The following is a 22,430-nucleotide window of genomic DNA, read 5'->3' on the forward strand; positions in this document are numbered from 1 at the left end:
GCCCTGACGAGCGGTGCGGCCGTTAGTCTAGCGGCACCGCCCGGAGGGCACGGCGACGGGGGTCGACCGCGGCGACGCCAGGTCGGACTGCCCCGCGCCGACGCCCGCACGGTCTCGGGCGGTGGCAGCGGCAACCCGGCCCGGGTTGCGCGCCGACTACGAACGGGTGGTCGAGCAGCGACGTTGGGCGGACACGAAACAGCCCGCCCCAACAGGTGGGACGGGCTGTCTGCGCTGTAGCCCCGACCGGATTCGAACCGGCGCTACCGCCTTGAGAGGGCGGCGTCCTGGGCCGCTAGACGACGGGGCCAGAACCATGTGCTTCCTCACCCATACGGGTGAGGAAGCTGCACTCTATCAGAGATCATCTGCCGCCCCTCCAGCGAGGAGCGGAGCGGAACTCCGCCAGAATCCAGCGTCCGGGATTCTCGCGAATCCACGGCTGCGCTGGGGTACCAGGACTCGAACCTAGACTAACTGAACCAGAATCAGTCGGGCTGCCAATTACCCCATACCCCATTGGCCCCTTGCGGCGCCGGGAATGAACTTTACCCTCCCGGTGCCGACAGGCCAAATCCAACCCCTCGAACCGCCCCTGATCTGCGGAAACGAGACGTCGGACGCATCAGGCGACCGGTACCACCGGGTTGGTGAGCTCGCCGATCCCCTCGATCCGCACAGCGACCGTATCCCCGTCGGTGAGCGGGCTAACCCCCGCTGGCGTACCCGTCAGCACCACGTCGCCCGGGAGCAGCGTCATCACGTGGGAGATGTACGACACCAGGGCCGGCACGTCGAAGACCATGTCCTTGGTCCGGCCGAGCTGGCGTACCTCCATCTCCTCCGGATTGCGACCCACCTCACAGCGGATCTCCAGGTCGGAGACGTCCAGCCCGGTGGTGATCCACGGACCGAGGGGGCAGAACGAGTCGAAGCCCTTGGCCCGGGTCCACTGACCGTCCGAGCGCTGCAGATCCCGGGCGGTGACGTCGTTGGCGCAGGTGTAGCCGAAGATGGCCCGCTCGGCGGCGGCCCGGTCGGCCCGGCGCGCCCCGGGAGCGCCGATCACCACGGCCAGCTCCGCCTCGTGCTCGACCTGCTTGGAGAAGATCGGCAGCCGGATCGCGTCCCGCGGGCCGATCACCGAGGTGGACGGCTTCAAGAACAGCAGCGGCTCCTTGGGCACGTCGCTGCCGTGCTCGGCGGCGTGCTCGGCGTAGTTGCGGCCCACGCAGACCACCTTGCTGGGCAGGATCGGCGAGAGCAGCCGGACGTCGGAGAGCGCCCACCGGGCGCCGGAGAACTGGATCTGCCCGAAGGGGTGCCCGTCGATCTCGGCGATGGTCAGGCCCTGCGGCCCGGCCTCCGGCTCGCCCTCGACGACCCCGAACGACATTCCCTTGGCATGAGCAAAACGAGCGATACGCACCCGGCCAATCTATCCCCGCCAGCGGCCCGCTCACGTCGGGCGCGGCCGGCCCGCCGCGTGCCCATCCCGCGTACGCACCGACATGAGTCCGGACCACCGGCGGGCCAGCGTACGCGGCCACCGGTGGACCGGGGCGAAAATGCCGACTTCGTACCCGCCCGGCGGGGGCGGGCCCATAGCTTCGGGTCCGGAGGTTCGTTGGTATGCCTGCATCGAAACGACACCACAGGACCCTGGCAGTGATCGTGAACTGCCTCGGCGTGATGGCCGCCGTACCGGCGCTGCCGATCACGGCCCCCGGGGCCGCGGCGGCACCCGCCCAGCCCGGGCCGGCCGCGGCGGCGCCCGCCCCGGCGGAACGCGCCACGCCGATCCCGACCGGGATGCCGGCGGCACCGCCCGCGGTGCCGCCGGCGAGCCCGGCCCCGATCCAGATGTCCAAGCCGCCGGTCACCGTCGCGATGACCGCGGCCAACACCCCGGCGCCCGGCTACCAGATCGAGATCCGCAACGCCGGGAACGCCCCGGTCGACACGACGGTACGGCAGGAACTGCCCGCCGGGTCGCGGGCGACCACGGTGACCGCCGGCGGTCGGGCCACCCGCGCGATCGGGACGTCCGGAGTCAACGAGGTCACCTGGCGGCTACGGTTGCCGGCGCAGAGCACCACCACGCTGCACACCGCGCTCAGCACGACCACCCAGGGACGCTCGGTCACCGCGCCCGCCTGCGTGTACGGCACTGATGGCACCCGCCCGTACGACTGCGCCACCGCGACCTGGGCGGGACCGGCGGTTGCCGTGACGAAGGTGGGCGCGGCCCCGGTGTGGCGGCGACCGCCGGTGCTGCTGGGCGCGCTGGCCGCGGTCCTGGTCGTCACCGCCGGTGCGCTGCTGTTCTGGTGGCAACGCCGCCGGCGGCGCTCCCTCGCCGCGCGGCCCGTTGCGGCGGCGGCCCACGCCAGCGACCCGACCCTCGCCCGCGGCGCGGACGGCCCGGCGAACCCCGGGCCAGGCGGCCCGGCCAGTCCCGGGGCGGGCGGCCCGGTGAGTGCCGGGGCGGGGGGCCCGGTGAGTGCCGGGGCGGGGGGCCCGGCGGACCGCGGGACCGTCTACCCGCGCCCGGCCATGCCGACGTTGCCCGGGCAGCGGCGCAAGCCGCCGGTCTGGCTGCTGGTCGGGGTCGCGGCGGCGGTGCTGGCCGGCGTGGTCGGCGCGGGTGCGTGGACGGCCACCCAGCGGGTCTCCGCGATCGACACCGGCAAGCAGCCGACGAGCGGCGCGTGGATCGGCCGGAGCGTCACCGGCGCGGTCGGCGTCCCGCTACGGGAGTCGGCATTCGAGTTCACCGTCTACCGGGTGGCCTGCGGCACGCAGGGCCTGCCCAGTGCCCAGGCGGGCGCCCGCCAGTGCCTCGCCACGGTCGGCGTACGCAACCTCACCCAGGGCGAGCAAACCTGGCACGGCCAGCTTCAACGCGCATACCTGCCGGGAGGCAACTGGGTCGCCGCCGACGAGGACGCCACCCGGGTGGCCAACCTCGGGCGGGACGTCTTCGCCCAGCCGGTGGCGGCGGGCAGCCGGGTGCTCCTGCCGCTGGTCTTCACCCTGCACGGCACCGACCCGCCGAAGCAGTTGGAGCTGCGCAGCGGCGTCTTCTCCGCCGGGGTGCGGGTGGACGTGGCCTGACCGGAGTCGGGCGGCGGTCGTACCCTGGGGTCCGTGACCGCCGCCCTCGCCCCCGTGCTCGACGGTCTGCGTATGTGCAACTCAGGCAATTTCCGAAGGTGGGGGGTATCGAAGCGGCACGAAGCGGACAACAAGGGTCGAGACCAGTGACTCGCATGCCCGCTTCCACCTGGGCCTCCCTCTCACGGGCACACGAGGAGCGCGCTGACTCCCTCACCGCCGGACATCGAGCCCGCAAGGCCACGAGGGAACGCCACGCGATCGATGACTTCTTGTACGACTACTACGGCACCAGGCCCTCCGTGCTCCGACGCTGGCACCCGGGCGTCGGCATCTCCTTGAAGCCCGGACCGAACGGCTCTGCCCCACACCGACAGTGGCGTTGGTACGCCACGGATGCGGACGGAGTCGTGAGGTTCGACGTCACAGCGTTCCTCGCCGACCGGGCTGAGTCAGTGCGCTTCATCCATCGGCTGTTGTCCGCGATCGCGTCGCGACCAGCCTTCACTGGCTGCTTCGGCCTGCATGAGTGGGCGATGGTGTACCGCCAACGTGAGCATCGGCATCCACTCCCCCTGCGACTTGGGCAAGAGGGAACTGACGCGGTAGTCGAGTCTCACCAGATCCGCTGCACGCACTTCGATGCGTTCCGGTTCTTCACCCCTGACGCAGTCAGCCTCAACCGGCTCCGACCAACGAGGGAGAGCCAGGTAGAGCTCGATCAGCCGGGCTGCTTGCATGCCTCGATGGACTGCCACAAGTGGGCAACCAAGCTGGGCCCTGCGGTTCCAGGGGATCTGGCGCTCGACTGCTTCGAGTTGGCGAGGGACATCCGGCTGCTCGACATGCAGGCGTCCCCGTACGACTTCTCCTCCTACGGGGAACCGGCGGTGGCTATCGAGACACTCGAAGGCAAGGCCGAGTACGTCGCTCGTCAACGCGAGTTCTCGCAGCGCGCGAGCCAACTACGCGCCCGGTTGATCGATGTCTGTGCGGCGCTGCTTGAGGGAGCGGAGTCACCGACAAGGGTGGGGGCATAACCCCCTGAGAGACCCTCTCTGCACCGCTACGTCATAGCATCCGCCATCTTGCCCCGGTTCCAAGGTCGCGCAGAAGCGGGGATCTTGCTCCTGACCTGGGAAGACGGCGTGGGCCAGCCAGCCATAGCTGGCCTTGAACGGCCAGTTCCTTGCTCAAGGAATAGGCGGCGGGCTGCTGGCTGAGCTGTCAGGAGCGCCAGCGTCGGCAGGGTGATGAAGCGGCGGGAAGCCGGGAAGGATCTTCCTCCTACGCGCGCACGCGCGCGCCCCCGCCTGCGCGTACCGAGACCCTGGATAGCCCCCGAAGGGGTCACTTCCTGTGTAGAGCTGGATACCAGTAGCACTGGGATGCAGGGGCACTGACGCGAAGCGTCCGCGCCACAGCATCGCTGCGCTCCCTGGTGTTCATGTGGCGGTGGAGAACCCGAAGATCAGGAGCCCGAAGATGGGCCCCTTCCGCCTCTCCCCGGTTCGGCTCCTTCCCCGGGTCAGATGCTCGCAACCTTCGCGGGGTCTCCCGCCCTGAACAACACATCGACATGCCGCTCATCGGTGCGGCGGACGCCACGCCCCTTCTGGCGGAGACGGCAGCTTACGACAACCGCGAGGATCAGGGACCGCCTGCGGTCTACATCCAACCCATCCCAGTGGCGGCGTACCTGCTCGTCCGTCATCCCGGTGACGCCCTTGACGGCGCTGTCACTCCCCAACTGGGATAGCTGATCCTCCAACTCATCCACGCGGCTGCGCATGGTCTGGGATGCAGTCAGAAACTGCGATCGAGTAACGAGCCCAGCTGCATAGTCGGTGGCCAGATCATCGAGCCGTGCCCGAAGGGTCCCCACCTCGTCCCTCATCTGCTGAACAGGCAGGTCATCCTCGCTCTGCTCGAACGCTTCCGCGAACTGCGGCGCGGTCAGGAACCGGATCACACGCTCACTGACCATGGTGTCAGCCTCGTCCTGACGGTGGGATACGCAGTGCTTGAACTTGCACTCATAGACGGCGTAGCTACCCTGCTCGCCCTTCCGTCCACGCCATGCCGTGCGGATGGGGCCACCACAGTTGGCACAGGTAGCGACGCCCGTCAGCAGGCTCCGACGGGGACCGCCACCACCTGCCTTGCGGGTAGGAGAGTTGAGCACACGGACAGCGGAACGGTAGATCTCCTCGGGCACCAGGGCATCCCAGTTACCAGGGCCGACCTCATCCCCTGCGTACGTCCGGATAGCGCAGTTCCTGGCAGACATGAGGAGCTGACGAACAGTTGCTCCAGTCCAGTTCCTCCCCCTGGTGGTGAGCATGCCCTGACGGTTCCACTCATCGGCGATCGACACCAGGGAGCGCCCCGCCAACAGATCCTGGTACGCGCGCTGAACGGCCTCGGCTTCACCGCCACGAGGTGTTCCATCGCGCTCGTATCCGAAGGGTCGAGCAGACCACCAGGGCCGGCCTTGGGAAGCCCGCTGCGTGGCCGCCAGACGCTGACGAGCAGCCTTCTGCTGGCCCTCGAACTGAGAGAACGCCGTGACCACGTTCGCCATCAGGACGCCTGTCGGGTTGCTCAAGTCCAGCATCCCTGCGGTCACGGCGTGGACGGGTACGCCGTAGCTGATCACCCGGTCCAGCTCACGGGTGAGGCGGACGAGCCGGTCGAGATGCCAGACGATGACGGCGTCCGGCTTCGGGCTCAGGGTGAGCAGCTTCTCGAACGCCGGCCGGACCCGGCCGGTCGTGGCGCTGATGCTGTTGTCGATCAGCTCCCGCGTCACCGTCCAGCCCTGACGAGCTGCCAACTCCCGGCAGGCTTCGAGCTGCCGATCAACGCCCAGCTCGTTACCCAGCTTGTCCAGGCTGAGCCGTGCGTAGATGACGACGTCCATCCCTGCGTTCCCTCCCTCGAAGTTGCCTGGGATGATGATACGCAGTCGCCTCTACAAGTGGGCGTACAAGCTCTCCCCGCTGGTGCCGTCCGAGCTGGTCGCGGACTGCTTCGCGCTGGCCCGGGAGATCCGCGCGCTGGACATGCGGGCCAGCCCGTGCGACCTGGCCGACCTGGGCGGCTATCCGCCGGTGCTGGTGGAGACGCCGGAGGGCCGGGCCGAGTACGCCGCCGCGCAGCGCGGCTTCGCCGAGCGGGCCGCCGGGCTGCGCGGCCGGCTGCTCGCCGCGGTCGACTGATCGGGGCGGGCCGGGCAGACCGATCGGCCCCGGCCCGGTTCAGCCGACCGCGCGGATCAACCCCGGCCCCGGTCGTGCGGACTCAGCCCTCCGGGTGGCCCCGGTGCGCCGCCCACTCGGGCGCGAGGATCGACATGACGGTGGCGTCCACCCAGCCGTCGCCGTCGCGGAGCACCTGCCGCAGCGTGCCCTCGGCCACGAAGCCGACCTTCTCGTAGACCCGGCGGGCGCGCGGGTTGAACGCGAACACCTCCAGCGAGATCCGGTGCAGGCCGAGCTGCTCGAAGCCGTACCCGACGATCAGCCGGACCGCCTCGGTGCCGAGCCCCCGGTTCCGGCCGGCCGGGCCGATCAGCGTCCGGAAGTTGCAGTTGCGGTTGTGGCCGTCCCACTCGTTGAGGACCACCTCGCCGACGCAGGCCCCGGTCGCCTTGTCCACGACGGCCAGGTCGAGCCGGTCGGTCTGGCTGTTGCGGGTGCCGTACCAGGCGCGGAGCCGCCCCGGGTCGATCGGCTCGGGCGGGCTGCCGGTGAGCCGGGCCACCTCCGGGTCGGCAAGGGCGGCCTGGAAGGCCGCGAGGTCCTCGTCGACGAACGGGCGCAGGATGACCCGCTCGCCGGTGAGCGTGGGTTTGACGGAGAAGTCGACGGGCACGGGCGCATTCTGGTCGGCGGTCCGGTCGGCCTCAAAACCGTTTTCCCGCGCCGTCGGGCCGGGTCAGTCGCCATCCGCCCGGCGGTCGCGCTTGCGCTGGGACTGGCGCTTCTTGTCGGCCAGCCGGCGCTCCTTCGCCGCCCGCGACGGGCGGGTCGGGCGGCGGGGCTTGGCGGGCGGGGCCACCGCCTCCCGCAACACGGCGGCCAGTCGCTCGCGGGCCGCCTCCCGGTTGGCCAACTGCGCCCGGTGTTCGCTGGCGGTGACGGTCAGCACGCCGTCGACCAGCCGCCCGGCGAGCCGGTCCAGCGCGCGGGCCCGCAGCGGCTCGGGCACGCTCGGCGAGCCGGCCAGGTCGAAGCTGAGCTCCACCCGGGAGTCGGTGGTGTTGACCCCCTGTCCGCCCGGCCCGGACGAGCGGGAGAACCGTTCCCGCAGCTCGCCGGCGGGGACCACGAGCCGGTCGGTCACCCGCAGTCCATCGTCCACGCCCCGAGGCTATCGCCCCGACCGATGGCCGGGCGTGGGAGTTACCGTCGGGGTGGGCGCGGGGCCGGCCCGCTCGTGGTCCGGCCCGGCCGCCGCGTACGCGGCCGCACCGACGAGCAGCAGGGCGATCACGCCGATCTTGGTGAAGACCGCGCGGATCGCCAGCCAGGCGGTCCGCCGGGCGCCCGGAACGGTGTTACGGGCGGTCTGGTAGTCCTTCCAGCCACGCTTCGCGCGGGCGTACGACGCACCGACGCCGGTGCCGATGACCAGGCCCACCAGGAGGAGGGCCGCGATGACAGCTTGCTCCACCCATGCCAGTATCCATACTCAGCGTAATATTTCCATGGCCCGATGGTCCCACGCCGGATATCCGACAGTTCATCCGATCCGGCGGGATGGTCCGATAGGGCGGGGCGGCTCCGGGTCGGTCAGCCGCCCCGGCCGATGATGGTGTCGGCGGTCTGCTGGACCTGGTCGATCGGGATGGCGAACCCGATGCCGATCGAGCCGTTGCCGTCGATGGTGGCGATGGCCGTGTTCACCCCGACCACCTCGCCCCGCGCGTTGACCAGCGGGCCACCCGAGTTGCCCGGGTTGATCGAGGCGTCGGTCTGCACCGCGGCGTGCCGGCCGTTGCCGATGCGTACCTGACGGTTGAGCGCGCTGACGATGCCGGCGGTCACCGTGCCGGACAGGCCGAGCGGGGAACCGACCGCGAGCACCGGCTCGCCGACGCGGGTGGCGTTCGGCTTGGCCAGCGGCAGCGGGGACAACCCGGCCGAGGCGGGCACCTTGAGCACCGCCAGGTCGCTGCTCGGCTCCCGCCCCACCACCTCGGCGGTGAACCGCCGGCCGTCGGAGGTCTCCACCGTCACCGGCCCGGAGCCGCCCTTGGCCAGGATGTGGTCGTTGGTCACGATGTGCTGCTCGTGGTCGATGGCGAAGCCGGAACCGCTGGCCGACGCCCCGGAGCCACTGCCGACCATCACCGACACCACCCCCGGCACGGTCTTCTCGGCCGCGGTGACCAGCTCCGCCGGCACCGGCGCGGCGGACGCCGCCGCGGGCCCGGGCGCGTCTCGGCCGGCCACCCAGGTCCCCGCCGCCGCCCCGGAGACCATCGACAGCGCCACCACCGCGAGCGCGGTCAGCATCCGCCCGCGCCAGCCGCGCCGTCCCGGGCCTCGCTCGGATCCGGGTACGTCCCAGCGCCCGCGCCCGTCCGGGTCCAGCTCGGGCGAGACGAACCACGGGCCGCGTGGCTCGCCGAGTCCGGTCTGCACTGCCATACCTGGCTCCTCACGTGTCGTGCCGTCGTCGCGGACGGGTGGTACGGGTCAGGGCAGGCGGGAGAACCACCGCAGGGATCCGGCGGCCGCTCCCATCGCGAAGACCAGCCCCAGGCCGATGAAGCGGGCGGAGATGTCCTGCCGTTCCTTGCGGTAGCCGACCGAGGTGCCGATGTCCTCGTAGACGGCGCGCAGCTCGGCGCTGGTGGACGCCTCGTGGAAGCCGCCCCCGGTCTCCTCGGCGACCGCCTTGAGGGTCTGCCCGTCCACCGGCACCTGGATGGCCCGCCCGCCCCGGTCGACGAAGCCGGACGGGGTGCCGAACGAGATGGCGTGCACCGGGACCTTCGCCGTCACGGCCTGGGCGGCCGCCTCCATCGGGTCCATGCCGGAGGTGTTCGCGCCGTCGGAGAGGATGATGATCCGGGCTGGCGGCGGATCCTTGGCCGCCTTGGCGTCCAGGCTCTTCACCGCGCCCAGGGAGGTGCTGATCGCCTCGCCGATGGCGGTGCCCTGTACCCCGGTGATGCCCTCGTCGAGCCGACCGATCCCCTCGTGCAGCGCGTCCCGGTCGGTGCCCGGCGGGACCAGCACGGCCGCGCTGCCGGCGAAGGCGACCAGCCCGACGTTGAACTCCTTGGGCAGGCCGTCGACGAACCGGCGGGCGGCCTGCTTGGCGGCGGTCAGCCGGTCCGGGTCGACGTCGCTGGCCAGCATCGAGGTGGACACGTCCACCGCGACCATCACGGTGGCCCGTTCCCGGGGTACCCGCACCTCCGCGTTGGGCCGGGCGAAGCCGACCACCAGCAGCGCGAGCATGGCGAGGAAGAGTCCCGCCGGCACGTGCCGGCGCCAGGCGGGCCGGTGCGGCGCGACGCGGTCCAGCAGCCGCAGGTTGGTGAACCGGATGGCGTACCGGCTCTGGCGGCGCTGCATCACCAGGTAGCCGACGACGAGCGCGGCGACGCCGAGCAGGAGCCAGAGCCGGGCGGGCGACTGCCAGGTCACGCGGCACCTCCCCGGGGTGCGGCCGGCGCGGCGGCCAGCCGGCGCTGGGCGTGCACGTGCCGCACGATGTCGGCGCTCCAGTCGCGGTCGGTGCGCAGCGCCAGGTGGCTGGCGCCGGACCGGCGCAGCGCGGCGCGTACCTGGTCGCGTTGGGCGGCGGCGGCCTGCGCGTACCGCTCCCGCAGGCTCCGGTCCCCGGTCCACACCTCGCGGCGCCGGCCGGTCTCCGGGTCGACCATGGTGACCAGGCCGACGTCCGGCAGCTCCAGCTCGCGCGGGTCGGTCACTTCCACGGCGAGCACCTGGTGCCGGACGGCGAGCCGGCGCAGGAGGACCTCCCAGGGCGGGGCGGCGTCCGGGTCGTCGGGCAGCCCGTCGAGGAAGTCGGACACCACCACCACCAGGCCCCGGCGCCGGGCCACCCGCCCGACCCCGTCCAGCCCGTCGGCCAGCCCTGGCGGGGCGACGACGACGTCAGGTCGGGGCGCGGCCAGCAGGGCGCGCAGCAGCCCGAGCAGGTGGGTACGCCCGCCCCGGGCCGGGAACCGGCGTACGCCGTCGGGGCTGAGCACCAGCGCGCCGAGGCGGCTGCCGACGCCGGCGGTGAGGAAGCCGACCGCCGCCACGGCGGCCACCGAGAGTTCTCGTTTGTCCAGCGTGGCCGTGCCGTACGCCATGCTCGGGCTGGCGTCCACCAGCAGCCAGGTGGTCAGCTCCCGGTCGGCGTCGACCTCGCGGACGTGCGGGACGGTGGTCCGGGCGGTGACCGCCCAGTCCATCCGGCGCACCTCGTCCTCGCCGGGGCGGTACTCGCGGCTGCCGGCCACCTCGCTGCCTGGGCCGGGCAGCAGGCCGCGGTACTGGCCGTGGAGCAGCCCGTCGAGCCGTCGGGTGACGGTCAGCTCCAACCGGCGCAACCGCTCGTTGGGAGCGAGTTCCGCCAGGCCGGGCTCGGGCGGGGGCGGTGCGGCCCGGCGCCTCATGCCGCCGCCAGGTCGGGCGCCGTCTCGGGGTGGCCGGCGACGACCCGGGGTGGCGGCACCGCCTCGATCAGCCGGCGGACCAGCGCCTCGGCGGAGACACCGTCGGCGACCGCGTCGAAGGAGAGCACCAGCCGGTGGGCGAGCACGTCCACGGCCAACTCCCGGACGTCGTCCGGTAGCACGTACTCCCGGCCCCGGATGAGCGCCTGGGCGCGGGCGGCGGCGACCAGGCCGAGGGTGGCCCGGGGGCTGGCCCCGTACGCCAGCAGCGGCGCGATCTCGGGCAGCCCGAACCGGCCCGGGTCACGGGTGGCGAGGATGAGCCGGACGACGTACTCGGCGAGCGCGTGGTGGACGAAGATCTGGCCGGCCCGGCGCTGCAGTTCCCGTAGCCGGGCCGGGTCGAGCACCGGCCGGGGCGTTGGCCGGTCGCTGCTCATCCGGTAGAGGATGTCCAGTTCGTCGGCGTCGGACGGGTAGTCGACCACGATCTTCATGAGGAACCGGTCCCGCTGCGCCTCGGGAAGCTGGTAGACGCCCTCCGACTCGATCGGGTTCTGGGTGGCCAGCACCAGGAAGGGGTCGGGCACCGACCAGCTCCGGCCGCCGATCGAGACCTGCCGCTCGGCCATCGCCTCCAGCAGCGCCGACTGCACCTTCGCCGGGGCGCGGTTGATCTCGTCGGCGAGCACCAGGTTCGCCATGATCGGGCCCAGTTCGACGTCGAACGCCTCGGTGGACGCCCGGTAGATGCGGGTGCCGACGATGTCCGAGGGCACCAGGTCGGGGGTGAACTGGATCCGGGAGAAGGTGCCGCCGACCACGGTGGCGAGGGTCTGCGCCGCGAGGGTCTTCGCGACCCCCGGCACGCCCTCGAGCAGGCAGTGTCCGTCGGCGACCAGGGCGGTGAGCAGGCGTTCGACGAGGCGATCCTGCCCCACGATCACCCGTTTTACCTCGAAAAGGGTCTGTTCCAGCTCGACGCCGCTCGCATCGGCATCCACCGGGCTGGGCACGCTGGCCAGGGTGTCCGAGATGTCCGTCACGGTGCTTGCTTCCCGAGCCGGACCGGCGACAAACGTCGGATTATCGGCCCCTCGGCGGGCGTTCGGGAGCCGGACGGGCACGACTCTCCCAGGCGGGAGGCAACCGTACGAGCCGGTGCGGGCGACGCAGTCGGGCGCAGACGGGTCGCCGGGACGGCGGCCGGTGGGGGCGAACGGCACTGGCCCCCGCCGGAGCGGGGGCCAGCACGGCGGGGCGGGTCAGTTGGCGATGACGATGTGGAACGGCTTGTCCGCGAAGCCGCCGGAGGAACTGCGGGTCTGGACGAAGATCGCGTTGGCGATCAGGGTCCGGGGCGCGACCGAGACCTCGCCGCCCGGCGGAACGTTGGCCGGGTCGTTGGTGCCGATGGTCGCGTGGTACGCCTTGAGGCGGACGTTGTAGTCCAGCGTCACCTGGTACTGCCCGGCGTACTGGCCCGGCAGGTTGCTGGCGAACTTCGTGGCGGCGATGACGTTGCCCGAGTGCTGGAGCAGGGCGCCGTTGCTGCCGACGACGGCCCAGGCGACCGTGCCGGCGGCGGGCGGGGCGAGGGTGGCCCGCAGCGCGGCCTTCGCCGCCCGGCTCTCGGCGGCGGTCACCGGGGGCTGCTGACCGGGCTGCCGGGCGCCGGGCTGGGCGGCCTCGGCCGGAGCCTTCGCCGCCGGGTGGGCGGCGGCCGCGATGCCCCCGCCGGCCAGGGTGAGGGTCAGGACGCCGAGTGCTACCACCGCCGCCTTGCGTCTGAAGAACATCAGGTCTCCCTTTTGTGACCGTGAAGAACGGGCCGACCTGTGATTCACGGGCCGGATGACAACTGCAGGAGAGCCGGGCGCAGAACCACGGGCCATCGGGAAGCCCGCGTTTTTTCACGCACCGTCGAGGTTGGCAACCCAACCTCTGCACCCGGATTGACCTGGACTTACTACGGAGAGTCGCGACGTCTCGACCAGGTGGAAGGTAGCACCGAAAAATGCCGAGGGTCAATAGCGTGGATTTGCGTTTCGGACCTCGAACAGCAACTCGGGAAATTGTGAAAAGTGAAGGATTGGCCATTCGTGAAATGGTGTTGCGGACACCGCGACGGGCCACCGGACGGTACGGTGACGGGCGTGCCGACGACCACGGACCAGGCCCCGGCCGCCCGGACCCGCCGGATCGCCACAGTCGCCTGCTGGCTCACCGTCGCGCCGGTGGCCGCCTGGGCCGTGCTCCGGCTGGCCGGTCTGGAGCGCGGGCCGCTGGTGCAGGCGGTCGCCTTCACGCCGTACGTCGCCGCCGCGTCCCTGGTGCCGCTCGGGCTGGCGCTCGCGCTGCGGCGCCGCGGGCCAGCGGCGCTCGCGGCCGTCATCGCGCTGGCGCTGGTCGGCCTGGTGGCGCCCCGCGCGGTCGCGGCCGGGCAGCCCGAGGTCGGCGGTCCCACGCTCCGCCTGCTCACCGCCAACCTGCTCGTGGGCGGCGCCGACCCGGCGCGCCTGGTCGGGCTGGTCCGCGCACACCGGGTGGACGTGCTGGCCGTGCAGGAGTTCACCCCGGGGATCGCGGCCGAGCTGGACCGTCTGGGGCTGGCCAACCTGCTCCCCTACCGGGAGCTCAACCCCGAGGTCGGCACCACCGGCTCCGGGCTGTACGCGCGCTTCCCGCTCAGCGAGGGCGGGTTCCGGCGCAACCAGGGCTTCTCCTTCACCCAGGCGTACGGGACGCTGGCGGTGCCGGGCGCGCCGCCGGTGCGGGTGGAGTCGGCGCATCCGGCCGCCCCGTACGCCGTCGACGTACTCCCCGACTGGTGGACCGACCTGCGAGCTCAGCCGCCCGCCACGCCGGACGGGCGGCTGAGCATCCTGGCCGGGGACTTCAACGCCACCCTCGACCACGCGCCACTGCGCGAGCTGATCGCCACCGGGTACGTCGACGCCGCCGACGCGGCCGGCGCCGGGCTCGTCGGCACCTGGGGCCCCTACGACGGTGACCCGATCCCGCCGGTCACCATCGACCACGTGCTGGTCGACCGGCGTATCGCGGTCCACGCGGTGACCGTGCACGCCGTTCCCGGCAGCGACCACCGGGCCGTCCTCGCCGAGCTGCGCCTGCCCGCGGCGTGAGCAGGGATCCCCGGTCAACCGTGGGCGTCGACCGGGCCGCCCTTACACCCGGGCCCGGTCCAGGCCGTAGGTGAGCGCGTCGACGAGGGCGTGCCAGCTCGCCTCGACCACGTTGGGGTGCACGCCGACGGTGGTCCAGTCGCTGCCCGCGCCGGCGGTCTCCACCAGCACCCGGGTCACCGCGCCGGTGCCGTGGCTGCCCTCCAGGATGCGGACCTTGTAGTCGGCCAGCTCGAAGTCGCGCAGCTCCGGGTAGTGCCGGGCCAGCGCCACCCGCAGCGCCTCGTCCAGGGCGTTGACCGGGCCGTTCCCCTCGGCGGTGGCGATCACCCGCTCACCGCGTACCCGGATCTTGACGGTGGCCTCGGAGACCACCGCGCCGTCCTCGCGGTGCTCGACCAGCACCCGGTACGACTCCAGGGCGAACGGCCGGGGCGCGGCCCGGCCGGGCAGCTCGGAGCGGACCAGCAGCTCGAACGAGGCGTCCGCGGCCTCGAACGACCAGCCGCCGGCCTCCAGCTCCTTGACCCGCTTGGTGACCGCGGACACCGCCTCCGGATGGCCGGCCAGGTCCAGCCCCAGCTCACGGCTCTTGAGCTCGATGCTGGCCCGGCCGGCCATCTCGGTCACCAGGATCCGCATGTCGTTGCCCACCACCGACGGGTCCACGTGGTTGTAGAGCAACGGGTCCACCTTGATCGCGCTCGCGTGCAGCCCGGCCTTGTGGGCGAAGGCGGCGGCCCCGACGTAGGCCTGGTGGGTGTCGGGGGCGATGTTGGCGATCTCGGCGATGGCATGCGAGACCCGCACCAGCTGTTCCAGGCAGCCGTCCGGCAGGACGGGCAGCCCGAGCTTGAGCTGGAGGTTGGCGACCACCGCGAAGAGGTCGGCGTTGCCGGGGCGCTCGCCGTACCCGTTGGCGGTGCCCTGGAAGTGCCGCACGCCGGCCTCGACCGCGGCGATGGTGTTGGCCACCGCGCAGGCGGTGTCGTTCTGGCAGTGGATGCCGAGCAGTTCCGGTGCCACGCCGGTGCGCGCGGTGACGTCGGCGATGGCGGCGGTGACCTGGGACGGCAGCATCCCGCCGTTGGTGTCGCAGAGCACGAACCGCTCGGCACCCGCGGCGAGCGCCGTCTCCAGCACCGCCGCGGTGTACGCCGGGTCGTACCGGTAGCCGTCGAAGAAGTGCTCGCCGTCCACGAAGACCCGCCGGCCCTCCCGCACCAGGTGCGCGACCGTGTCCCGGACCATGGCCAGGTTCTCCTCGGCGGTGGTGCGCAGGGCCCGCTCGACGTGCCGCAGGTCCGCCTTGGCGACCAGCGCCACCGCCGGGGTCTCCGCGTCGAGCAGTCCGCGCACCTGCGGGTCGGCGTCGACCGCCACGCCGGCCTTCCGGGTGGCCCCGAACGCGACCAGGATCGCGTGCTTCAGCTCCAGCTCGGTCCGGGCGCGCCGGAAGAACTCGGTGTCCTTGGGCACCGCGCCCGGCCAGCCGCCCTCGATGAAGCCGACCCCGAGGTCGTCGAGCAGGCGGGCCACCGCCAGCTTGTCGACCACCGAGTAGCTGAGCCCCTCGCGCTGCGCACCGTCGCGCAGCGTCGTGTCGTACACCTGGAAGGTCATGGGAGTCCTCTTCTCGAGCCTTGAGGGGAGCAACAAAAAGACCCCCCGCGGATGCGGGAGGTCTGCGCGCTCGGCGAGAGGGAAGCCGGCGCGCTAGTTGCCAATAATCAGAACGGAGCTGGTCACGGTCTGTACTCTGCCACCCCGACCCGGCTTTTGGGAGAGACAATCCACATGCCGGGACGGTCACGGAGGGTGGTATTACCCGATCGAGGGACGGATCCGCCGCGCAACGCGCCGCTCGTGATCGACTTCACAAGTAATCCGGCCGCCGACATGGGGAAACAAGGCTGCGGAAAAATCTGGAACCGATCCAGTTACCGGCCTCGCGCCGCTGACAAACCGCTGTCAAGGAGGACCTGTGCTCACCGTCGGTGACCGCTTCCCCGAGTACGAACTCACCGCCTGCGTGTCGCTGGACGCCGACAAGGCGTTCGAGACGATCGACCACAAGTCCCACGAGGGCAAGTGGCGGGTGGTCTTCTTCTGGCCGAAGGACTTCACCTTCATCTGCCCCACCGAGATCGCCGAGTTCGGCCGCCTCAACGGCGAGTTCGCCGACCGGGACGCCCAGGTCCTCGGCGTCTCCGTCGACAACGAGTTCGTCCACTACGCGTGGCGCAAGGACCACCCGGACCTGCGTGAGCTGCCCTTCCCGATGCTCAGCGACATCAAGCGCGAGCTGACCACCGCCTGCGGCGTGCTCGGCGAGGACGGCGTCGCCCAGCGGGCCACCTTCATCGTCGACCCGAACAACGAGATCCAGTTCGTCATGGTGACCGCCGGCTCGGTCGGCCGGAACGTCTCCGAGGTGCTGCGGGTGCTGGACGCGCTGCAGACCGACGAGCTCTGCCCCTGCAACTGGAACAAGGGCGGCGCCACCCTGGACGCCAACGCGCTGCTCGCCGGCGCCGGGGCCTGACGATGGGCCTGGACGCGGTCAAGGCGGCGCTGCCCGAGTACGCCAAGGACATCAAGCTCAACCTTGGCTCCACCATCGCCACCTCGACGCTGAAGCCGGAGCAGGCCTGGGGCACCGCCCTGGCCTGCGCGGTGGCGGCCCGTAACCCGGTGGTGCTCAGGGAGATCGCCGCCGAGGCGGCCGGCCACCTCACACCGGAGGCGATCGAGGCGGCCAAGGGCGCCGCCACGATCATGGCGATGAACAACATCTACTACCGGGCCAAGCACCTGATCGGCGACGAGCAGTACGCGTCGCTGCCGGCCCGGCTGCGGATGCAGATCATCGCCCGACCCGGCGTGGAGAAGGCCGACTTCGAGCTCTGGTGTCTCGCCGTGTCGGCGATCACGGGCTGCGGGGTCTGCCTGGAGTCGCACGAGAAGACCCTGCGTGCCGCCGGGTTCAGCCGCGATCAGGTGCACGAGGGGCTGCGCATCGCGGCCGTCGTGCACGCCGCCGCGGTGACCCTGGACGCGGAGGCCGCCCTGGCCTGAGCGGATCGGTGTAGCGGTCTCCACAACCGGGTACGAAGGGTCCGACAGGGCACATCCCCCGAGAAAGTCGAGAAAGGGAGTGAACGCCATGGAGCGGCTCGACCCTCGAACGACCCACGGGACGCCGGACCCGCTCACCTACGGTGGTGAGGGCGCCTTCGCGGGCGGCACGCCCGCGGGACGCTTCGATCCGTGGAGCTACCGGGACGAGGCCGGGGTGACCGGCATCGACCTGGTCGGCTACAAGGTGGCGGCGATGGACGGCGGGATCGGCAAGGTGGACCGGGCCAGCCACGAGGTGAACTCCAGCTACCTGGTGGTCGACACCGGGCCGTGGATCTTCGGCAAGAAGGTCATGCTGCCGGCCGGCACCATCAACCACGTCGACCACGACGAGCGGAAGGTCTACGTCGACCGGAGCAAGGACCAGATCAAGGCCGCGCCCGAGTACGACGAGAGCACCGACTCCGATCCGGCGTACCGGGACAAGCTCGGCGGGTACTACGACGACACCTACTCGTCGATCCCGCCGGGCACCGCCCGGTAACGGAGGCACCTGCAGCACGGCCGGTGGGCAACGCCCCACCGGCCGTTGCCATGTCCGAGGCCATCGGAGCCCCACCTCGACCAGATGCCCTCCGCAGAGCCTGGTAACGGCCTGGACCGTAAGTTACGCTACGCCGATTAGAGGCGCATCTCGATGCACCAGGCATTGGTCCCGCGGGCTTCGGGGCAGGTTACGGGCCCATCCGCAAGTGCGCACCCCTCTCGGTCAGTGAGGAAGCCAATGAAACGGACAACACCGGGGGCGCTCTCCTTACTCACCGCCTGGGCACTGCTGGCCGGCACGCTCATCGCCCCCGCCCCGGTGCACGCCGCTCCACCGCCCACTCCCGCACCGATCACCGGGGCGGAGCAGGACCTCGGCCACGCGATCAACTCCCGGGTGCTCTCGCAGTACCAGGCGCAGGGCGTCGACCAGCAGGGGCAGCCGCAGGCCTACTGGGTGACCGCCGGCAACAGCGAGGTCACGGCGATGTTCCAGGTCACCGACATCAGGTCGGGGAAGGTCGTCTTCGGCGAACGGCTGCCCTCCGGTACCGGTAGCTGGGCGGTCACCTTCGCCAAGCCACAGCGCGCCGTCTACTTCGGCATGACCGACGGCGCCGTCTACACCTGGTCACCCGGAGACACCTCGGTCACCGCACTCGGCGTGCCGTTTCCGGACGAGCAGATATGGCGGATGGCCGCGGCGCCGGACGGCGTGATCTACGGCGGGACGTACCCGAGCGGAAAGCTCTTCTCCTACGATCCGACGACCAAGCGGTTCACCGACCATGGTCAGATCATCCCGGGCGAAACCTACGGCCAGGCGTTGGCGGTGGACGACCGCTACGTCTACTTCGGCACCAAGCCGAACGCGAAGCTCGCCCGTTTCGATCGGGCCACCGGGGCGGTGCAGCCGATCACGCTGCCCGCGCAGTACGCGGACGAGGAAGCCGTCTACGACCTGACCCTCGCCGGGGGCTACCTGTTCGCCCGACTGGACCACTCCAGCGACCTTCTCGTGTACCGGCTCAGCGACGGCACCGTCGTGAACATCGTCCCCGCGATCTCCGGCCGGATGGTGTCCGAGCCCGATCCGACGGGGCGGTACGTCTACTTCCGGATGGTGGCCGAGGGCGTCGTCCAGTACGACCTCCACACGCACACCTACGCCGTGGTCGGCTGGAAGCCGAACGCGCTGCCGGGGAGTTGGGAGTGGATCGACCTGGCCGACCCGACGTGGCCCGGACCGACCCTGTCGATGACCTACTACTACGGCCGCATCTATCTGTGGAACCCGCAGACGCGGGCTACTCGATACATCGGCGAGCAGGACCTGGAGGGCGCCCCCAACCCGATCCAGGCCATCGGGACCGGACCGGACGGATCGGTGTACATCGGCGGATTTCTCTCTCCGCCCGGCATGGCACGCTTCGACCCGGCCCACGACGCCATGTCCCTGTTGGCCGGCGCGGGGCAGGTGGAGGGCTTCGGGATCCGCGGCGACCACCTGCTCTACGGCCGCTACCCGGACGGCAACCTGCTGTCCTTCGACACCACCCGGCCGTGGACGTACGGCTCCAACCCCGCTCCCAGGGCCGTCCTCGGCGACGAGCAGCAACGGGCGCAGGCCTTCGTGGACCTGGGTGAGACAGTGGCCGTCGGCAGCATCCCCCGCGCGGGTCGCCTCGGCGGCGCGCTGAGCTTCTGGACGCCGTCGACCGGTGTCGTACAGACGTATCGGGAGGTCGTGCCGCAGCAGAGCGTGGTGAGCCTGGTCGAGCACGACGGGTTGCTCTACGGCGGCACCTCCATCAACGGCGGGTACGGCATCGAGCCGACCGCCATCGAGGCCGAACTGTTCGTGTTCGATCCGCGGACCCGGCAGGTGGTCAAGCGCGTGGTTCCCGCGCCAGGTGGCTCGGCGGTGAACGCTCTGGTCGTCGATGCGGCCGGCCTCATCTGGGGCCTGTCCGACGGCACGCTGTTCACCTTCGACCCGGCGACCCGCACGGTGACCAGGTCCGAACAGCTCTTTCCGAAAGAGCCGACGATGTACGGCAACGAGCGAGGTCTGGTCGCCGGCGACGATGGCTTCTTCTACGCGTCGGTCTCCGACAGCCTCTGGCGGATCGACCCGACGACCTGGGATGTCGTCGAGCTGGCCAGCGGCCGGGTGGCCTTCCTCACCAGGGGCGGGGACGGCAACCTCTACTACGGCAGGGTGTCCCGCCTGTACCGGTGGAACTTCGCGCTCCCCGCCGTGTGCAGCCGCGTGATCAGCGGCGGGTACGCGGGGCAGCTCGACGTTACGACGGGCACGACCTGCCTGCGGGACGCCACCGTGACCGGACAGGTCTCGGTGGGCGCCAGCGCCGCGCTGGTGGTCCAGGACAGCGCGGTCGACGGACCGATCCGGGCCGAGCAGGCCGCCCGGGTGGCCGTACGGGACAGCGCGGTGAGCGGTCCGCTCTCCGCCAATGGCACCAGCGGCGAATTTAGCTTGATCAACTCCTCGGTGACCGGGCCCGTCACGGTTGTGCATGGACGGGGGCCGTCCGTGCTGGCGGGCAACGTGATCGAGGGCCCGCTGCGCTGCCTCGACAACGACCCGGCACCACAGGACGATGGTCAGCCGAACACGGTGGCCGGCCCCGCGCAGGGGCAGTGCGCCAATCTCTGACCTCGCGTCGTGCGGCGGATTGGTCTCCTTGAGCACCCGCTCGGCGATCATTCTGGCGCTCAAGATGCCATCCACAGCGCCAGCCGCGCCCGTTACCGTGTCAGGGGTGGACGTCACTGAGGTCAACCCCAGAAACCCCTTCTCCACCCTGTTCAACTTCCGCGACGTCGGTGGCCTGACCGGCCACGACGAACGGACCGTGCGCCGGGGTCGGCTCTACCGCTCCGACTCGCTGCACCGGATCGACCAGACCGACCAGGCGGCGTTCACCGCCCTCGGCATCCGCACCGTCATCGACCTGCGCCGCCCCGAGGAGGTGGCCCGGGACGGCCGGGTGCCCGCGTACGACGGGCTGACCTACCGGCACATCCACCCGGAGCACCAGAGCTGGGCCGACATCCGGTACGACCCGCAGGAGAGCCTGCCGCGCTGGCTCGCCGACCGCTACGCGGCCCTGGCCGAGACGGGCACGGCCGGCCTGGCCGAGGCGGTCGGTCTGATCGCGGACAGCGCCAACGCGCCGGTGGTGGTGCACTGTGTCGCCGGCAAGGACCGGACCGGGATCGTCTGCGCGCTCACCCTCTCGGTGCTCGGAGTGGCCGACGAGGACATCGCCGCCGACTACGCGCTGAGCACCGAGGCGTCGGCGCGGTTCAGCGCCTGGGTCGCGGCCACCACCCCGGCGGAGGTGGAGCTGCCGCGGCCGTTCCTCGCCTCCCCCGCCGAGGCGATGACCATCTTCCTCACCGAGCTGCGGGCCGGGCACGGCTCGGTGGAGGGCTATCTACGCCACGCGGGCGTGACCGACGGGCAGTTGGCGACGCTCCGCGACCACCTGCTCGACTGAGGCGCCGGCGCTGCCTGCCGGGCCGGCCGACCCGGGCCACGTACTCACCACATCCGGTGACGGCCGGCGCCGTCCTCGACGGTGCCGGCCGTCCGGGCAATTCAGCGCCGGTCAGAGCACCCGCTGCACCCAACCGTGCCGGTCCTCGGCGCGGCCCCGCTGGATGTCGGACAGCCGCTGCCGCAGCGCCATCGTGGAGCGACCCGGCTCCCCACCGCCGATGAGGAACTCGCCGTCGGGGAAGCGCACCCCGCCGATCGGGGTGATCACCGCGGCGGTGCCGCAGGCGAAGACCTCACGCAGCCGGCCGCTGGCCGCGTCGGCCTGCCAGTCGGCGAAGCTGACCGGCCGCTCCTCGACCCGGTGCCCGGACTCGGCGGCCAGGGTGAGGATCGCGTCCCGGGTGATGCCCGGCAGGATGGTGCCGGTCAGCGGCGGGGTGACCAGGGTGTCGTCGTCGTAGACGAAGAACACGTTCATGCCGCCGAGTTCGTCGACGAAGCGCCGCTCCACCGCGTCCAGGAAGACCACCTGGTCGCAGCCCGCCTCGATCGCCTCGGCCTGGGCGGCCAGCGAGGCGGCGTAGTTGCCGCCGCACTTGGCCGCGCCGGTGCCGCCGGGTGCCGCCCGGGTGTAGTCCGGGGAGACCCAGACGGTGACCGGCTTGACCCCACTCGCGAAGTACGCCCCGGCCGGCGAGGCGATCACGCAGTAGAGGTACTCGTTGGCCGGGCGGACGCCGAGGAACACCTCGCTGGCGAACATGAACGGCCGCAGGTAGAGGCTGCTGTCCTCGTCCTCGGGGATCCACTCCCGGTCGATCTCGACCAGCCGCCGCAGCGACTCGACGAAGGTCTCCGTCGACAGCTCGGGCATCGCCAGCCGCCGGGCGGAGTCCGCGAAGCGGACGGCGTTCGCGTCCGGGCGGAACATCGTCACCGCCCCGTCCGCGCCCCGGTACGCCTTCAGCCCCTCGAAGATCTCCTGCGCGTAGTGCAGGACGGCCGCGGCCGGATCCATCGGGATCGGCGCCCGTGCCTCCACCCGGGCGTCGTACCAGCCCTTGCCGTCGGCGTACCGGATGGTCACCATGTGGTCGGTGAACACCCGGCCGAACCCGGGGTTCGCCAGCAGGGCGGCCCGGTCGGCGGCGGATACCGGCGCGAGATTCGGACGGATCTCGAAATCGAGCTTGTCACCACCACTCATCGCGCTGACCTCCCTGCGGGTCCACGGCATGCGCTATCGCACGCCGACGTCGTTGGTGCCAGAAACTTACCCCGAACGGTCGTTCAGCGGATAGCTCCGGCCCGACACATCGAGCGCACCGGATGGCGACCCGGGAGGTCGGGCGGAGCGGGCCCG

Annotated in this window: 20 protein-coding genes, 2 tRNA genes and 1 pseudogene; 9 read left to right on the plus strand and 14 right to left on the minus strand. The window is 71.5% G+C overall.

Going from position 1 to position 22,430, the window contains the following annotated elements:
• Positions 1–237: 237 nt before the first annotated feature.
• The 3 genes from ACY34I_RS20855 to ACY34I_RS20865 all read right to left on the minus strand — a co-directional run bounded on the left by ACY34I_RS20855 (position 238) and on the right by ACY34I_RS20865 (position 1,429).
• Positions 238–310, minus strand: a tRNA-Glu gene (locus ACY34I_RS20855).
• Between the two features lie 137 nt (positions 311–447).
• Positions 448–519, minus strand: a tRNA-Gln gene (locus ACY34I_RS20860).
• Between the two features lie 106 nt (positions 520–625).
• Positions 626–1,429, minus strand: a complete 804-nt coding sequence (locus ACY34I_RS20865; protein ID WP_462756666.1) for a fumarylacetoacetate hydrolase family protein — start codon at positions 1,427–1,429, stop codon at positions 626–628.
• A 203-nt stretch (positions 1,430–1,632) separates the two neighbouring features.
• On the opposite strand from ACY34I_RS20865, the gene ACY34I_RS20870 reads away from it, so the two are divergent.
• On the plus strand, positions 1,633–3,117 hold the full coding sequence (locus ACY34I_RS20870) for a hypothetical protein (RefSeq protein ID WP_462756667.1): 1,485 nt from the start codon (positions 1,633–1,635) through the stop codon (positions 3,115–3,117).
• A 155-nt stretch (positions 3,118–3,272) separates the two neighbouring features.
• Positions 3,273–4,157 (plus strand): 3-methyladenine DNA glycosylase, encoded by an 885-nt coding sequence (locus tag ACY34I_RS20875; RefSeq protein ID WP_462756668.1) that lies wholly within the window; start codon positions 3,273–3,275, stop codon positions 4,155–4,157.
• Positions 4,158–4,645: 488 nt separating this feature from the next.
• Here the strand turns inward: ACY34I_RS20875 and ACY34I_RS20880 are convergent, their stop codons facing one another.
• Positions 4,646–6,040 carry a recombinase family protein gene (locus tag ACY34I_RS20880; RefSeq protein WP_462756669.1) on the minus strand — a complete coding sequence of 465 codons (1,395 nt, stop codon included), beginning with the start codon at positions 6,038–6,040 and terminating at the stop codon, positions 4,646–4,648.
• A gap of 49 nt (positions 6,041–6,089) precedes the next feature.
• Here ACY34I_RS20880 and ACY34I_RS20885 point away from each other — a divergent pair.
• Positions 6,090–6,338, plus strand: a pseudogene (locus ACY34I_RS20885) (3-methyladenine DNA glycosylase); the annotation flags it as partial.
• A gap of 82 nt (positions 6,339–6,420) precedes the next feature.
• Here ACY34I_RS20885 and ACY34I_RS20890 read toward each other — a convergent pair.
• From ACY34I_RS20890 to ACY34I_RS20925, 8 genes are all read right to left on the minus strand, one after another.
• Positions 6,421–6,993, minus strand: coding sequence for a GNAT family N-acetyltransferase (locus ACY34I_RS20890; protein ID WP_462756670.1), 573 nt, complete (start codon positions 6,991–6,993; stop codon positions 6,421–6,423).
• 63 nt (positions 6,994–7,056) lie between these two features.
• Positions 7,057–7,482 carry an alternative ribosome rescue aminoacyl-tRNA hydrolase ArfB gene (arfB, locus tag ACY34I_RS20895; protein WP_462756671.1) on the minus strand — a complete coding sequence of 142 codons (426 nt, stop codon included), beginning with the start codon at positions 7,480–7,482 and terminating at the stop codon, positions 7,057–7,059.
• Between the two features lie 9 nt (positions 7,483–7,491).
• Complete coding sequence (locus ACY34I_RS20900; RefSeq protein ID WP_462756673.1) at positions 7,492–7,794, minus strand: hypothetical protein; 303 nt, start codon at positions 7,792–7,794, stop codon at positions 7,492–7,494.
• 119 nt (positions 7,795–7,913) lie between these two features.
• Entirely contained in the window at positions 7,914–8,774 is an 861-nt protein-coding gene (locus ACY34I_RS20905) for a S1C family serine protease (protein ID WP_462756674.1), read from the minus strand.
• Positions 8,775–8,822: 48 nt separating this feature from the next.
• Complete coding sequence (locus ACY34I_RS20910) at positions 8,823–9,782, minus strand: VWA domain-containing protein (RefSeq protein ID WP_148797859.1); 960 nt, start codon at positions 9,780–9,782, stop codon at positions 8,823–8,825.
• The gene (locus ACY34I_RS20915; RefSeq protein WP_462756675.1) at positions 9,779–10,765 is read right to left on the minus strand and encodes a DUF58 domain-containing protein; all 987 of its coding nucleotides are present in this window, start codon (positions 10,763–10,765) and stop codon (positions 9,779–9,781) included. The genes ACY34I_RS20910 and ACY34I_RS20915 overlap by 4 nt, the downstream gene beginning before the upstream one ends.
• Positions 10,762–11,811: an AAA family ATPase gene (locus tag ACY34I_RS20920; protein WP_462756676.1), complete on the minus strand. Its 1,050-nt coding sequence runs from the start codon at positions 11,809–11,811 to the stop codon at positions 10,762–10,764. Before ACY34I_RS20920 ends, ACY34I_RS20915 begins: the two co-directional genes overlap by 4 nt.
• Before the next feature lie 219 nt (positions 11,812–12,030).
• Positions 12,031–12,564: a hypothetical protein gene (locus tag ACY34I_RS20925; RefSeq protein WP_462756677.1), complete on the minus strand. Its 534-nt coding sequence runs from the start codon at positions 12,562–12,564 to the stop codon at positions 12,031–12,033.
• A gap of 357 nt (positions 12,565–12,921) precedes the next feature.
• Between ACY34I_RS20925 and ACY34I_RS20930 the strand changes: the two genes are divergently transcribed.
• Complete coding sequence (locus ACY34I_RS20930; protein ID WP_462756678.1) at positions 12,922–13,911, plus strand: endonuclease/exonuclease/phosphatase family protein; 990 nt, start codon at positions 12,922–12,924, stop codon at positions 13,909–13,911.
• A gap of 42 nt (positions 13,912–13,953) precedes the next feature.
• On the opposite strand, the gene cimA is transcribed toward ACY34I_RS20930, so the two are convergent.
• Positions 13,954–15,534 carry a citramalate synthase gene (gene cimA / locus ACY34I_RS20935; RefSeq protein WP_148797864.1) on the minus strand — a complete coding sequence of 527 codons (1,581 nt, stop codon included), beginning with the start codon at positions 15,532–15,534 and terminating at the stop codon, positions 13,954–13,956.
• A 361-nt stretch (positions 15,535–15,895) separates the two neighbouring features.
• Between cimA and ACY34I_RS20940 the strand changes: the two genes are divergently transcribed.
• From ACY34I_RS20940 to ACY34I_RS20960, 5 genes are all read left to right on the plus strand, one after another.
• Entirely contained in the window at positions 15,896–16,456 is a 561-nt protein-coding gene (locus ACY34I_RS20940) for a peroxiredoxin (RefSeq protein WP_462756680.1), read from the plus strand.
• Between the two features lie 2 nt (positions 16,457–16,458).
• Positions 16,459–16,989: a carboxymuconolactone decarboxylase family protein gene (locus ACY34I_RS20945; RefSeq protein WP_462756681.1), complete on the plus strand. Its 531-nt coding sequence runs from the start codon at positions 16,459–16,461 to the stop codon at positions 16,987–16,989.
• 88 nt (positions 16,990–17,077) lie between these two features.
• Complete coding sequence (locus ACY34I_RS20950; RefSeq protein ID WP_462756682.1) at positions 17,078–17,536, plus strand: PRC-barrel domain-containing protein; 459 nt, start codon at positions 17,078–17,080, stop codon at positions 17,534–17,536.
• 240 nt (positions 17,537–17,776) lie between these two features.
• Entirely contained in the window at positions 17,777–20,218 is a 2,442-nt protein-coding gene (locus ACY34I_RS20955) for an NHL repeat-containing protein (protein WP_462756684.1), read from the plus strand.
• A 64-nt stretch (positions 20,219–20,282) separates the two neighbouring features.
• Positions 20,283–21,065, plus strand: coding sequence for a tyrosine-protein phosphatase (locus tag ACY34I_RS20960; protein WP_462756706.1), 783 nt, complete (start codon positions 20,283–20,285; stop codon positions 21,063–21,065).
• 111 nt (positions 21,066–21,176) lie between these two features.
• On the opposite strand, the gene ACY34I_RS20965 is transcribed toward ACY34I_RS20960, so the two are convergent.
• Positions 21,177–22,274, minus strand: a complete 1,098-nt coding sequence (locus tag ACY34I_RS20965) for a branched-chain amino acid aminotransferase (protein WP_462756685.1) — start codon at positions 22,272–22,274, stop codon at positions 21,177–21,179.
• Between the last annotated feature and the right edge of the window lie 156 nt (positions 22,275–22,430).

This window comes from Micromonospora sp. RTBAU3-60, assembly GCF_054963695.1.

What these genes read in the sequence shown, in the direction of transcription:
- ACY34I_RS20870 (WP_462756667.1), top strand. Translation starts at nt 1,633, where the DNA reads ATGCCTGCATCGAAACGACACCACAGGACCCTGGCAGTGATCGTGAAC.
- ACY34I_RS20875 (WP_462756668.1), top strand. Translation starts at nt 3,273, where the DNA reads ATGCCCGCTTCCACCTGGGCCTCCCTCTCACGGGCACACGAGGAGCGC.
- ACY34I_RS20880 (WP_462756669.1), bottom strand. Translation starts at nt 6,040, where the DNA reads ATGGACGTCGTCATCTACGCACGGCTCAGCCTGGACAAGCTGGGTAAC.
- ACY34I_RS20905 (WP_462756674.1), bottom strand. Translation starts at nt 8,774, where the DNA reads ATGGCAGTGCAGACCGGACTCGGCGAGCCACGCGGCCCGTGGTTCGTC.
- ACY34I_RS20915 (WP_462756675.1), bottom strand. Translation starts at nt 10,765, where the DNA reads ATGAGGCGCCGGGCCGCACCGCCCCCGCCCGAGCCCGGCCTGGCGGAA.
- ACY34I_RS20925 (WP_462756677.1), bottom strand. Translation starts at nt 12,564, where the DNA reads ATGTTCTTCAGACGCAAGGCGGCGGTGGTAGCACTCGGCGTCCTGACC.
- cimA (WP_148797864.1), bottom strand. Translation starts at nt 15,534, where the DNA reads ATGACCTTCCAGGTGTACGACACGACGCTGCGCGACGGTGCGCAGCGC.
- ACY34I_RS20945 (WP_462756681.1), top strand. Translation starts at nt 16,459, where the DNA reads ATGGGCCTGGACGCGGTCAAGGCGGCGCTGCCCGAGTACGCCAAGGAC.
- ACY34I_RS20950 (WP_462756682.1), top strand. Translation starts at nt 17,078, where the DNA reads ATGGAGCGGCTCGACCCTCGAACGACCCACGGGACGCCGGACCCGCTC.
- ACY34I_RS20955 (WP_462756684.1), top strand. Translation starts at nt 17,777, where the DNA reads ATGAAACGGACAACACCGGGGGCGCTCTCCTTACTCACCGCCTGGGCA.
- ACY34I_RS20960 (WP_462756706.1), top strand. Translation starts at nt 20,283, where the DNA reads ATGCCATCCACAGCGCCAGCCGCGCCCGTTACCGTGTCAGGGGTGGAC.
- ACY34I_RS20965 (WP_462756685.1), bottom strand. Translation starts at nt 22,274, where the DNA reads ATGAGTGGTGGTGACAAGCTCGATTTCGAGATCCGTCCGAATCTCGCG.